The sequence below is a fragment of the Phenylobacterium immobile (ATCC 35973) genome (assembly GCF_001375595.1).
Classification (GTDB): Bacteria; Pseudomonadota; Alphaproteobacteria; order Caulobacterales; family Caulobacteraceae; genus Phenylobacterium; species Phenylobacterium immobile.
Window position 1 is genome coordinate 1,346,903 of the sequence record NZ_CVJQ01000001.1, and the last position, 11,438, is coordinate 1,358,340.

Annotated in this window: 12 protein-coding genes; 7 read left to right on the top strand and 5 right to left on the bottom strand. The window is 69.2% G+C overall.

Features of this window, described 5'->3' with window-relative positions; genetic code table 11:
* Window positions 1-12: 12 nt before the first annotated feature.
* Both BN1313_RS06585 and BN1313_RS06590 read left to right on the top strand, forming a co-directional pair.
* The gene (locus BN1313_RS06585) at window positions 13-378 is read left to right on the top strand and encodes a hypothetical protein (RefSeq protein WP_091738082.1); all 366 of its coding nucleotides are present in this window, start codon (window positions 13-15) and stop codon (window positions 376-378) included.
* A gap of 136 nt (window positions 379-514) precedes the next feature.
* The gene (locus BN1313_RS06590; RefSeq protein WP_141653092.1) at window positions 515-892 is read left to right on the top strand and encodes a hypothetical protein; all 378 of its coding nucleotides are present in this window, start codon (window positions 515-517) and stop codon (window positions 890-892) included.
* Window positions 893-919: 27 nt separating this feature from the next.
* On the opposite strand, the gene BN1313_RS06595 is transcribed toward BN1313_RS06590, so the two are convergent.
* Complete coding sequence (locus tag BN1313_RS06595; protein ID WP_091738088.1) at window positions 920-1,483, bottom strand: hypothetical protein; 564 nt, start codon at window positions 1,481-1,483, stop codon at window positions 920-922.
* Between the two features lie 116 nt (window positions 1,484-1,599).
* Window positions 1,600-2,124: a DUF302 domain-containing protein gene (locus BN1313_RS06600; RefSeq protein WP_091738091.1), complete on the bottom strand. Its 525-nt coding sequence runs from the start codon at window positions 2,122-2,124 to the stop codon at window positions 1,600-1,602.
* 193 nt (window positions 2,125-2,317) lie between these two features.
* Between BN1313_RS06600 and BN1313_RS06605 the strand changes: the two genes are divergently transcribed.
* A complete protein-coding gene (locus tag BN1313_RS06605; protein WP_091738094.1) occupies window positions 2,318-2,899 on the top strand; it encodes a hypothetical protein in 582 nt (193 codons plus the stop codon).
* Between the two features lie 107 nt (window positions 2,900-3,006).
* Here BN1313_RS06605 and BN1313_RS06610 read toward each other — a convergent pair whose 3' ends face one another.
* Window positions 3,007-4,560 carry an amino acid permease gene (locus BN1313_RS06610; RefSeq protein ID WP_091738097.1) on the bottom strand — a complete coding sequence of 518 codons (1,554 nt, stop codon included), beginning with the start codon at window positions 4,558-4,560 and terminating at the stop codon, window positions 3,007-3,009.
* A gap of 137 nt (window positions 4,561-4,697) precedes the next feature.
* On the opposite strand from BN1313_RS06610, the gene hrpB reads away from it, so the two are divergent.
* On the top strand, window positions 4,698-7,124 hold the full coding sequence (hrpB, locus tag BN1313_RS06615; RefSeq protein WP_091738100.1) for an ATP-dependent helicase HrpB: 2,427 nt from the start codon (window positions 4,698-4,700) through the stop codon (window positions 7,122-7,124).
* A gap of 11 nt (window positions 7,125-7,135) precedes the next feature.
* Here hrpB and BN1313_RS06620 read toward each other — a convergent pair whose 3' ends face one another.
* Together BN1313_RS06620 and BN1313_RS06625 are read right to left on the bottom strand one after the other, a co-directional pair.
* The gene (locus BN1313_RS06620; protein WP_091738103.1) at window positions 7,136-7,921 is read right to left on the bottom strand and encodes a TrmH family RNA methyltransferase; all 786 of its coding nucleotides are present in this window, start codon (window positions 7,919-7,921) and stop codon (window positions 7,136-7,138) included.
* Complete coding sequence (locus BN1313_RS06625; RefSeq protein ID WP_091738108.1) at window positions 7,918-8,826, bottom strand: class I SAM-dependent methyltransferase; 909 nt, start codon at window positions 8,824-8,826, stop codon at window positions 7,918-7,920. Before BN1313_RS06625 ends, BN1313_RS06620 begins: the two co-directional genes overlap by 4 nt.
* Window positions 8,827-8,905: 79 nt before the next feature.
* Here BN1313_RS06625 and BN1313_RS06630 point away from each other — a divergent pair, with 79 nt between their 5' ends.
* Genes BN1313_RS06630 through BN1313_RS06640 form a run of 3 tightly spaced genes read left to right on the top strand, consistent with a single transcriptional unit; the run spans window position 8,906 to window position 11,435 of the window.
* A complete protein-coding gene (locus BN1313_RS06630; protein WP_091738111.1) occupies window positions 8,906-9,703 on the top strand; it encodes an ABC transporter substrate-binding protein in 798 nt (265 codons plus the stop codon).
* Window positions 9,700-10,686 carry a FecCD family ABC transporter permease gene (locus BN1313_RS06635; RefSeq protein WP_091738114.1) on the top strand — a complete coding sequence of 329 codons (987 nt, stop codon included), beginning with the start codon at window positions 9,700-9,702 and terminating at the stop codon, window positions 10,684-10,686. Before BN1313_RS06630 ends, BN1313_RS06635 begins: the two co-directional genes overlap by 4 nt.
* Window positions 10,683-11,435 carry an ABC transporter ATP-binding protein gene (locus tag BN1313_RS06640; protein ID WP_091742444.1) on the top strand — a complete coding sequence of 251 codons (753 nt, stop codon included), beginning with the start codon at window positions 10,683-10,685 and terminating at the stop codon, window positions 11,433-11,435. Before BN1313_RS06635 ends, BN1313_RS06640 begins: the two co-directional genes overlap by 4 nt.
* Window positions 11,436-11,438: the final 3 nt, after the last annotated feature.

An 11,438-nucleotide genomic window follows, 5' to 3' on the forward strand; every position in this document is an offset into this window, starting at 1 on the left:
TAAAGTCTCGCCATGTCCGACGCTAAACCCGCGGCCTTCAAGCGGCTATCGCCTCCGCAGAAGCGGGAGCAGCTGGAGTTGTCTGAGCATTTTTCGGATGCTGAGGGAGCGCGGATGAGGGAGGGCTTTACTCCGCGCGATATGGACGACCGCTGGTTCGTGTCTTTTGACGATGATTGGTTAAACTTCCATCGAAGTTGGACGGGCGCGCACATCTACGCCGTGCAGCTTGATGATTCTCCATCTGGCGTTCGCGTTGTCGGTGGGTGGGTTAGCCGGGACGAAAACGACTATCGTTCACCGGGTATCGAGCACGATCGCGAGTTCATCCTCAAACTCATCAAGTCGCTATTTGGCGATGATCGGAACGTCCGCTAACCACCCCTAGGAGACGCAGCGGAGATTGGGCAAGCTGACTGCCTTCATCGCGGGGAAGCCACGAATGCTAATCGACGGCTACGTGCAAAGAACGAGGTGCGTCGCCTGCTCGACGCCGTCAGTCGCCTTCACGTTCGTGGGCGACACCGACATGACGACGTTTGGCTTGGTGGCGGCGGCGAGTGGTGACCGGCAACTGGCTCTGGGCGCACTCACGTCGGAAGAATTGCAGTTGGGCGAGAGGGGGTTGGACGGTTTCTGCAGCCGCGCTTCAGCGTCGTTCGGCGTGAAGTTTCGTCCAGTCCGCGTGAAACGCTACGAGGGTGGACTAGCGCCCGCCGGTGCGTCCTTCGCGGAATTTCAGCGCGTCTTCAAACCTGGCGACGCGGTGTTCGCTTGTCAGTCCTGCGGCGGAGACGCCGTTGTGCAAAACCGCGAAGCCGCGGACGAATTTCAGGAGGCAGGCGGTATCGTCAATCTGCTGGGCGATGTCGCCTTTACAGCCGACCACTGACCTCCGCTTCCCACCCCTTGAGGACATTCACGCCGTCGCCGTGTGGCGTGCGAGCACGAAGCCTGATGGAGCCGAAGATTGCTTGAGGCGCCACTCTCCGGCGAGGCTGGGTAGCTCGAGTTCAATCAGGAACTCGTGCGGAATGCCATCAATGCCGGTGGTGTACGCGAGCGCGCCGCTCACGCCGAAGGTCACCGGCTCCCCGAGGTCGGTCAAGAACTCCACCGAGACGGTGTTCCACTGGATGACCCCGCCCGACCACTCCATCCGATGAGTGCTGTCCGGGCCGGTCGGGATTGCTGCGAAAGCTTCTGCGGAGGAGCGAAGGACTACGGTTTCCCAGATCGCGTCCGTGTAATCGCCCAATTCCGGGCTCCAAACGTCGCCGCCCACCCACCGATTGTGCAGTATGAAGGTATTCACGTCGTCGGCGAGGCATAGCAGGCCGATCAGCCGGGAAGCCTCGGTGTGAAGGTCCCGGCGAAGCGTCTGGGTCGGCATGTGTTTGACGCGGAAGCGCGGCTGCCCCGCGGCCGCGGCCACGAACTCACCAATTGAGACTTGGTCCAGCCGCACGCCGATTTCCCCCATCAGGGTTCCAACCTAAGCAATGGAGGCGGAGGCGCAATGTCGGTGATGTCCGTTTTCCACCCATGTCGGACATTCGGGAGGTCTTCTTTGCGTCGGACACCTCGATCATTGGCGCCTCACTTCAATCCCGACGCACGCGCGACAAGAGCCTCAAATTTCTGGTCGAGGATGTTCGCAGCGGCGCGTAGTGCATCGCTACAACCCGCTGGCGCGATCATGCTCGATGGCAGGACATAGTCGATCGTGCAGCCGTTCTTGTCTTCATTGTCCGTCAAAAGCAGCTCGACCGGCGCGAAGAGGCCCGCGCTGATGTCGTGCTTGATCATTGTGATCGCGATCAACGGATTTCCGAGGATCCAACGCTCTGCGCGGCGATTGATCCCGTAGAGCGGCAGCCACCCGCTGTGACTGAGCACGGCGAACTGCATGAAGCCACTCTCTCCGACCCAGCGCTCCGAAACGATTCTGTCGAAGTCCTCCGCGGTTTTCACCTCCGCGACGAAAGCCATGAATTCGGGGACGAGAACCTTCCCCATCTGCGCGAGCAGCGCCTCGCTGACAGTCTCAAAGCTCAGCGGACTTGAGACGCGGATGCGCGTGCCTTCGGACGAAACAATCCGACGAGTTGCGTTGGTCGACATTGGAGACTCCTGGCTTCAAAGGCTTATGTCGTTGCGTTTTAGACGCATGGACTAGCGCAGGCGAGCTGTCCGCTAACACCCGCAGCGGACATTAAGGCGATCGCATTTTAAGGTGAGGCTCACACGCCAAAGGCGGACGTACAGCCGATTGGTCAACTTGCCTGCGTCCGACCGATGTTCTATAAACGTTCTCATGCCGCTGCCTGTCCACGACCAATTCAAAGCCATGCTCGTTGAGCTGGCCGAAGCGGGGATGGAGGTGTCCCGCGAGATGATGGTGGGCGTCCGCAAGGCCACGACCCAGGACGAGCGGATCGCCTACGGCCAGGCCCATGACCGCGCCGCGCGGTCGGTGCGGTTGACCATCAGCCTCTATGAGCGGCTGGAGCGCGCCGAGCGCGAGGCGGCGCGCGAAGACGCCATCAATCTTGAGCCGCTGGCGGCCCTTGAGCGGCAGGTCGAGCCCAAGACGGACCTGCGCAGGGCTCAGGTGCGCGCGGCGGTGCGGCGCAGCATCGAGGCGGAGTACGAAGGCGAGGACGCCCGGTTGCTCGAGACGGCGCTGGATCTGCTGCTTGCGGAGCGGGCGCTCACTTACCGCTTCACAAACCAGGAACCCAGCGAGGCTGTGAGCGAGATCCGCAAGGTGTTGAAACTGCCGGATCGCCTGCGGTTCTGGCTTCCCGCCGCCAAGGCGCCGGACAATCCGCCCATGCCGGAAAAGAGCGGGCCGGAAAAGAGCGGGCCGGAAAAAGAGCGGGCCGGGCCGTCCTAGCGACCGCGCGCGATCCGCCCGGCCCTCAGCTTTTCCTCTCAACCCCCGACCCCGCAAGGCCACGGCCTCCGCCTTCCGGCGGGGGCTCGCGGCGCATGGAGGAGGGCCTAGTCCTTTCCGCCGGGCGCAGGCGCGCCGGGCATCGGCGGGACGGCGGTGGGCGGGGCGTCCGGCGACAGTTCGGGGACTTCCATCAGGCCGCGGGCGACATGGCTCTTGCGATAGCCGTAGGCGAAATAGAGCATCAGGCCGATCGCCGACCACACCGGGAACACCAGCTTGGCGGCGGGCGGCAGGAAGATGAACAGGCCGATGCAGCCGACGATGGACAGCGGGGCGATGACAAACACCAGCGGCGTCCGGAACGGCCGGTGACGGTTCGGCTCGGTCTTGCGCAGCATCATCACGGCGATCGACACGACGGCGAAGGCGAAGAGCGTTCCGGAGTTGGACACATCCGCCAGCTGGCCGATCGGGAAGAAGGCCGCCGCGATCGTCACGCCGACGCCGGTGACCATGGTCACGATGTGCGGCGTCTTGAACTTCGGGTGGATGCGCGACAGCGCTTCCGGCAGCAGGCCGTCGCGCGACATGACGAAGAAGATGCGGGTCTGGCCGTAGATCATCATCAGGATGACCGAGGGCAGGGCGAGACCGGCGGCCAGGCCCAGCAGGTTGCCGACGATCGGATGGCCGATCTGCCGCAGGACGTGGGCCAGGGCCTCGCGGCTGCAGACCAGGGGCTGGCCGGCCACGGAGGTCAGTTCGTCGCAGCGGGCGGCGAGCAGGGGCGAGCCGGGCGAAATCGCATGGCCCGCGGCGTCCATCACAGGCTGCGCGCCATAGGCGCCGACTGCGCCTGCGGCCACCAGCAGATAGAAGATGGTGCAGATGCCCAGCGAGCCGATCAGGCCGATCGGCACGTTGCGCTGCGGGTTCTTGGTCTCCTCGGCGGCTGTGGAGACCGCGTCGAACCCGACGTAGGCGAAGAAGATCGAGGCCGCCGCCCCGATGGTGCCGGACATGCCCAAGGGCATGAAGGGGTGGAAGTTCGCATCCTTGATCACCGGCAGGGACAGGGCGACGAAGGCCGAAAGCGCGGCCACCTTGATGCAGACCAGGACCGCATTGACCGTCGCGCTCTCGGTGGTGCCCAGCACCAGAAGGCCGGTGACCGCAAGCGCGATCAGCACGGCGGGGAGGATTATGATCCCGCCGGCGTAGGGTCCCGCCGCGAGGGCGTGCGGCACGACGATGCCGAGGGAATGGTCCAGCAGGCCGACCACATAACCCGACCAGCCGACGGCGACCGCGCTGGCGGCCACGGCGTATTCGAGGATGAGGGCCCAGCCGACCAGCCAGGCGACGAACTCGCCGAGCACGGCGTAGGAATAGGTGTAGGCCGACCCCGACACCGGGGCCATCGCGGCCAGTTCGGAATAGCAAAGCGCGGCGATGGCGCAGACGAAGCCGGCGATGACGAAGGAGAGCATCATGCTCGGCCCCGCCTTCTGCGCGGCTTCCGCCGTCAGCACGAAGATGCCGGTGCCGATGACGCCGCCGATCCCGAGCAGGGTCAGCTGGATGGGGCCGAGCGACCGATGGAGCGATTTCTTCTCGGCTGTCGCCAGGATCGCGTCTAGCGATTTAACCCGCCACATGGATTTCTCCCGAGCTGCGGCGCGCCCCCTCGACGCTAACCCCCGCACCCGCAAATCAGGGGGACGGTGGACGGCGCGATCAGACCGGTCAAGCGGCAAGGCTTGGCGGGGCCGGCGCGCGCCGTTAGACCGCAGCGATGCTGCCGATCGACGAGGTTCTGCCGCAACTGAAGGCGGCGCTCGCCGCCGCGGACGCCTGCGTCCTCGTGGCCCCCCCTGGCGCGGGGAAGACCACCGTCGTTCCCCTGGCCCTGCTGGACGCCCCGTGGCGCGGCGACGGCAAGATCCTCGTGCTTGAACCCCGCCGTCTCGCCGCCCGCGCCGCGGCCGAACGCATGGCCCAGACCTTCGGCGAACCCGTCGGCGAGACGGTCGGCTTCCGCGTCCGCCTGCAGAGCCGGGTGTCGGCGCGCACCCGTGTCGAGGTGGTCACCGAGGGCGTCTTCACCCGCATGATCCTGGACGACCCGTCCCTGGCGGGCGTGGCCTGCGTGATCTTCGACGAATTCCACGAGCGTAGCCTGGACGCCGACCTGGGCCTGGCGCTCGCCCGCGACGCGCAAGGCGTCCTGCGGCCCGACCTCAAGCTGCTGGTCATGTCGGCGACCCTGGACGGCGCGGCCGTCGCCCGGCTCCTCGGCGACGCACCGGTGGTGGAGAGCCTCGGCCGCGCCTTTCCGGTGGAGACCCGCTATCTCGGCCGCGACGACCGGCTGCGGCTCGAAGACCAGGTCGTCCGGGCGGTCGAGCGCGCGCTCGCTGAGGAAACGGGCAGCGTCCTGGTGTTCCTACCCGGTCAGGGCGAGATCCTGCGCACCGCCGAGCGTCTGGCGCAGCGTCCGCGGGCTGGCGTCGAGGTGGCCCCGCTGTTCGGCGCGCTCGATCCGAAGGTCCAGGATCGCGCTATCGCCCCCGCCGCGCCGGGCGTCCGCAAGGTCGTGCTGGCCACCTCGATCGCCGAGACCAGCCTGACCATCCAGGGCGTCCGTGTGGTTATCGACAGCGGCCTGGCCCGCGTGCCGCGCTTCGACCCCGCCAGCGGCCTGACCCGCCTGGCCACCGTCCGCGTCAGCCGCGCCGCCGCCGACCAGCGCCGCGGGCGGGCAGGGCGCACCGAGCCCGGGGTCTGCTACCGCCTCTGGGACGAGGCCGAGACCCGGTCGCTGCCGGCCTTCGCCGATCCGGAGATCTTGCAGGCCGACCTGGCGGGCCTGGCGCTGGACCTGGCCCGCTGGGGCGCCAAGGACGCCGACGGCCTGGCCTTCCTCGACGCGCCGCCCGCCGCGGCCTTCGCCGAGGCGCGCAGCCTGCTGATCCGCCTGGAAGCCCTCTCACCTGACGGCGTGCTGACGCGCCACGGCGAAGCCATGGCCGCCGTGCCGACCGCGCCGCGCCTGGCCCACATGATCCTGAAGGCGGCCGAGACCGGGCAGGCGGCCCGCGCCGCCGAGATCGCCGCCCTCCTGGCGGAGCAGGGTCTGGGCGGGCGTGACACCGATCTCACCCATCGCCTCGAGGCTCTCGGTCGCGACCGCTCGCCCCGCGCGCAAGATGCACGCCGCCTGGCCCAGCGCTGGGCAGCGTCCGCGCCGAAGGGCGGAGCGTCCGAGCCGCTATCCGATGGCATGCTGCTGGCCTTCGCCTATCCCGAACGGATCGCCCGGGCCCGCGGGCCGGCCGGTGAATTTCAACTGGTCAGCGGCCGCGGCGCCTGGCTCGAGGCGACCGATGCGCTCGCCCGCCAGACCTGGATCGCCGTCGCCGAGATGGGCGGCGGCGATCGTCGTGATCGGATTCTGCTGGCCGCGCCGCTGGACGAGGCGGAACTGCTCACCGCCTTCGCCGATCAGTTCACGACCGAGACCCGCCTGGACGAAGCCGCCGGCAAGCTCCGCGCGAAACGCCTGATCCGGCTCGGCCGCCTCGTGGTCCGCGAGACCGTAGAGGACGCCGACCCGGGGCTGATCGCCCAGGCGCTGGTTCAGCGCGTGCGTGATCAAGGCCTGGGCAGCCTAACCTGGGCCCCAGCCACCGAGGCGCTGCGCCGGCGCCTGGCCTTCCTGCGCGACCGCGACCCGTCATGGCCAGACCTGTCCGATGAGACCTTGCTGGCCACGTTGGATGATTGGCTGGCGCCGCTTCTGCTCGGCCGGCGCGCGCTGGCGTCGATTCCGGCGGGAGACCTCGACGGCGCGATCCGCGCCCTGGCGCCATGGGACCGCCTGCAGGCCGTGGACCGCGAGGCGCCCGCCCGCTGGACGGCGCCCACGGGCAACACCTTCCCCATCGACTACGGCGCGGAGGCTGGCCCGCGTGTCGAGGTCCGCGTCCAGGAGGTCTTCGGCCTCAACGTCCACCCCACCGCCGCCGGCCGGCCGATCACCCTGGCGCTCCTGTCGCCCGCGCACCGCCCCATCCAGACGACGAACGACCTGCCGGGCTTTTGGCGCGGCTCCTGGAAGGATGTCCGCGCCGACATGCGTGGCCGTTATCCGCGGCACGCCTGGCCGAAGGAGCCGGCCGCCGCGGCGCCGACGGCCCGGGCGAAACCTAGGGGGACTTGAAGGTGGGGGACCTAGCCGCCCGCCGCGTAGATCATGATCCCCGTGGCGACCGACAGGTTCAGGCTGTCGGCGCGGCCGCGCATGGGAATCTTGACGTTGACATCACACAGGGCCGCTAGGTCCGGCGTCAGTCCCTGTTGCTCGTTGCCCATGAGGACGAGGGCGGGCGCGCGATAGTCGGCGCTGCGGTGGTCGGAGGTCGCCGACAGCAGCGTGCCGACCACCGATCCCGGCCAGCTGGTCCGCCAAGCGGTGAATTCGGCTTCCGTCGCCTTGACCAGGGAGACCGCGAAGATCGAGCCCATGGTCGCGCGCACCGCCTCCACCGAATAGGGATCGCAGCACTCGCCCACCAGGATCACCGCGCCGCACCCTGCGGCGTCGGCGGTGCGGATGATCGTGCCGAGGTTGCCCGGATCGCGGACCCGGTGCAGCGCGACCCAGACCGTCGCCGCCTTGGGGTCGAGGTCCGCGAGCTCCGCGAAGGCCTGGCGAAAGACGCCGACCACGGCCTGCGGATTGTCGCGCCGCGAGACCTTCGCCAGGATGTCCTGGGTGACCTCAGCGACCTGGCCGCGTGCGCCCAGTGTGGCGGCGACAGCCTTGCGCATCATCGGATGGTCGGCCGCGTCCTTGCCGTGCAGTAGGATCTGCGGCGCGTGGCCGGTGTCGATGCCCTCGATGACGTTCTTCAGGCCCTCGGCGACGAACAGGCCGGTCTCGTCGCGTTCCTTGCGCATGTGCAGGGCGCGAACGGCCTTCACGGTGGCGTTCGACAGCGAGGTGATGGCGCTCATGTCGCCGACCAGCGGGCGTAGAAGCTCATGCCGATAGCGCGGTCGTCGAGCGCCTGGGCCAGCGCCAGTTCGCCCCATTCGATCGTCCCGCCGCGGCCGTCCAGCACCTGGGCCAGCAGACTGGCTAGCGCCGGCCCGCTGATGCGTTCGGCATAGGCGTTCAGGACCAGGAACGAGGCGTCCGGCGACAGCAGTCGCCCGCAGAGCTTGGCCAGTTCCGGCAGGTCTTCGAACAGCCGCCAGACCTCGCCGCCCGGCCCGCGCCCGTACTTCGGCGGGTCGAGAATGATGCCCTCATAGGTCGACCCGCGGCGCACCTCGCGCTGGACGTACTTGCGCGCATCCTCGGTGATCCAGCGGATCGGTCGTTCGGTCAGGCCCGACAGCTCGGCGTTTTCTCGCGCCCAGGCCACCGCACGCTTTGAGGCGTCCACATGGGTCACGGAAGCGCCGGCCGCCGCCATGGCCAGGCTGGCGACGCCCGTATAGCCAAAGAGGTTCAGCGTGCGCGCCGCGCCGCCGGGGTGAGCCCGGACCCGCTCGGTCAGGAATTCCCAGTTCGCAGCCTGCTCGGGAAAGAAGGCCAGGTGGCGGAACGAGGTGAACCGACCCTTGAACTTCACATCGCCCCAGGCGAGCGGCCAGGTCTCGACCGGCTCGTTGCGGAACCGCCAGCGTCCGTCGTCCTCGTCGCCGGTGGGGTCGAAGACCGCGTCGGCGCTCTCCCACTCGGCGGCGGGCAGGGACGGCTCCCACAAGCATTGCGGCTCCGGCCGCACCACCCGGTAGCGGCCATAACGCTCGAGCTTGCGACCGTGCCCTGAGTCCAGCAGGGCGTAATCGGCCCACGCCTGGGTGCGCATCACGCCCGGCTGCGCGGCGATCTTGGGCGTCTGTCCATCCATCGTTTGCGGCTTACGCGCGAAGAGGCGGCTTCGTCCAGCGGCGCTATACGCTCCCGTTGTTTGCACCTATTCGTCAGGCGTGACTCTGAAAGCCCTGGTCATTGCGGCAAGTCTCGCCCTGGCGCCCGTCGCCCAGGCCGCGCCGCGCGTCCTGTCCTGGGACCAATGCGCCGATCAGTATGTCCTGGCCCTGAGCCCCCGCTCCGCCATCGTCGGCCTGTCCACCCGCGCGGACGACGCCGATTCCCGCCTGCGCGCGTTGGTCCGGGGGCTCCCGCAGCGCCGGGTGAGCCTGGAGACGGCGCTGGCCGCCAGGCCAGAGGTCGTCGTGCGCTACTGGGGCGGTGATCCGCGGCTGGTGCGTGCGGTGACGGCCCGCGGCGCCAAGGTTGTCCAGATCGACGAAGCGACGGACTTCGCCGGCGTCCGCGCCAATATCCGCAAGGTCGCCGCAGCGCTTCGCCGCTCGGCGGCGGGCGAGGCGGTGATCGCCGACATGGACGCCCGGCTAGCGCACGCCGCGGGCGCCTGGGGCGGCTTGCGCGGTCTCTATCTGACGCCGGGCGGCGTCACCGCAGGGTCAGGTACCCTGGTGGGCGCGATCATGGCGGCGGCGGGCATGGCCAACGCCGAGACCCGGTCCGGCTTCCAGGCCCTCTCGCTCGAACAGATGGCGCTGAACCCGCCCGGCGCGGTGGTGCTGGGATTCTTCGACACGGTTCAGGCCACCGACGCGTGGGCCGTCGGCCGGCACGCCGTGGTCCGCCGGATCGCGCACCGCCGCACAGTCGCCAACCTGCCCGGCGCGCTGTTGGGCTGCCCAGAGGCCGGCGCGGCGCTCGCTGCTGAGCGCCTCGCCGCCCAGGCGCGGCCGTGACCCCGCGCGTCCTGAACCTGGCCCTGTGCCTGAGCCTGCTTTTGGTCGTGGCCGCAGGTCTTTTCCTGGGCGAGGCGCGATTGACCGGGTCCCAGTTCGGCCAGGCCTTCACCGATCCGTCCTCGGCGCCCGCGGAAATCCTCTGGAGCGTCCGCGCGCCGCGTACGGTCGCGGCCCTTGTGGTCGGCGCGGCCCTGGGTCTGGCTGGCGCCGTCATGCAGGGCCTTTTGCGTAACCCGCTCGCCGACCCGGGCGTGCTGGGCGTGTCCGGCGGCGCGGGACTGGGCGCAGCGCTGGCGATCTCGCTGGGACTGGCCGCCACGCCGGGCGCGGTCGAGGGCGCGGCGCTCGCCGCAGCACTTGCCGTGGGCGCGGCCCTGACGGTCCTGGCGGCGCGGCTGCGGACCCCGGAGACCCTGATCCTTTTCGGTGTCGCGCTGTCGGCCTTCTGCGGAGCGCTCACCTCATTGGTCTTCAACTTCGCGGCCTCGCCGGTGACCCTCGCTGAGGTCTTCGCCTGGCTGCTGGGCTCGGTCGCCAACCGCGACTGGACCGACATCACGAGCGCCTATGTCCCGATGGCGCTCGGTGTGCTGCTCTGCGTTTACGCTCGCCGGGGTCTCGTGATGCTGACCCTCGGCGACGAGACCGCTGAGGTCTCGGGCCTGCCCATGCGCCGCATGCGCGCCGCCGCCGTGGCCGGCGCATCCCTGTTGACCGGGGCGGCGGTAGCCCTTGCCGGCATCGTCGGCTTTGTAGGCCTCGCGGCGCCGCATCTGGCGCGCGGCGTGGTCGGCGGAGATCCGGGCCGCACACTGCTTCCGTCCGCCCTGACCGGCGCTGTCCTCCTCGCACTGGCCGATATCGCCGCGCGAATCATCCCCACCGAGACGGAGCTTAAGCTCGGCGTGGTCACGGCGCTGTTCGGCGCGCCGCTCTTCGCCCTGATCGCATGGCGCGCAGCCCGGAGCTGGCGGGCATGACGGCGTTTGCGCTGACAGCCGCGAGCGCCCTGGTCGCCGGCCGCCCGGCGCTTAGCCAGGTCACGCTGCAGGCCAGATCTGGCGAAGTGTTGGGCGTGGTTGGCCCCAACGGCGCGGGCAAGACGACTCTGCTTCGCGCCATCCTTGGCCTCCAGCGCCTGAACGGCGGGCAGGCCAACTTGGGCGGCCAGAACGTGCGCGGCCTGTCAGACGCTGCGCGGGCGGCGCTCGTCGCCTATCTTCCGCAGGAGCGCGCCGTCGGCTGGAACCTTGCCGCTTGGCGCCTCGCCAGCCTGGGCGCGCCGAACCAGCCGCCGCGCGAGGCCGAAGCCCGCGCCCGCGCCGGCCTGGACCGCGTAGGCCTCACCCACTTGGCCGAGCGCGGCGTGCTCGACATGTCCGGCGGCGAACGCGCCCGCGTCCTCCTGGCGCGGCTGCTGGCGGCCGACGCGCCGTTGTTGCTAGCCGATGAGCCGGTGGCAAGCCTGGACCCCGACGCACAACTGCTGGTGATGGATATCCTGCGCGAAGAGGCGGCCCGCGGCGCGGCGGTGGTGGTGACCTTGCACGACCTGTCCCTGGCGGCGCGCTATTGCGACCGCCTCGCCGTTCTGTCCAAGGGCCGCCTTGTCGCCGACGGCGCCCCCCGTGAGGCCTTGGTGCCGCACATTTTAATGAGCGCCTTCAGTTTACAGGGCGGTTTCATGGAGACGTCCGGGGGGAATATACTGATTTCCCGCCGTGCCTGACAG

What these genes read in the sequence shown, in the direction of transcription:
- BN1313_RS06620 (WP_091738103.1), bottom strand. Translation starts at nt 7,921, where the DNA reads ATGAGCGCCATCACCTCGCTGTCGAACGCCACCGTGAAGGCCGTTCGC.
- BN1313_RS06605 (WP_091738094.1), top strand. Translation starts at nt 2,318, where the DNA reads ATGCCGCTGCCTGTCCACGACCAATTCAAAGCCATGCTCGTTGAGCTG.
- BN1313_RS06595 (WP_091738088.1), bottom strand. Translation starts at nt 1,483, where the DNA reads ATGGGGGAAATCGGCGTGCGGCTGGACCAAGTCTCAATTGGTGAGTTC.
- BN1313_RS06640 (WP_091742444.1), top strand. Translation starts at nt 10,683, where the DNA reads ATGACGGCGTTTGCGCTGACAGCCGCGAGCGCCCTGGTCGCCGGCCGC.
- hrpB (WP_091738100.1), top strand. Translation starts at nt 4,698, where the DNA reads ATGCTGCCGATCGACGAGGTTCTGCCGCAACTGAAGGCGGCGCTCGCC.
- BN1313_RS06585 (WP_091738082.1), top strand. Translation starts at nt 13, where the DNA reads ATGTCCGACGCTAAACCCGCGGCCTTCAAGCGGCTATCGCCTCCGCAG.
- BN1313_RS06600 (WP_091738091.1), bottom strand. Translation starts at nt 2,124, where the DNA reads ATGTCGACCAACGCAACTCGTCGGATTGTTTCGTCCGAAGGCACGCGC.
- BN1313_RS06610 (WP_091738097.1), bottom strand. Translation starts at nt 4,560, where the DNA reads ATGTGGCGGGTTAAATCGCTAGACGCGATCCTGGCGACAGCCGAGAAG.
- BN1313_RS06625 (WP_091738108.1), bottom strand. Translation starts at nt 8,826, where the DNA reads ATGGATGGACAGACGCCCAAGATCGCCGCGCAGCCGGGCGTGATGCGC.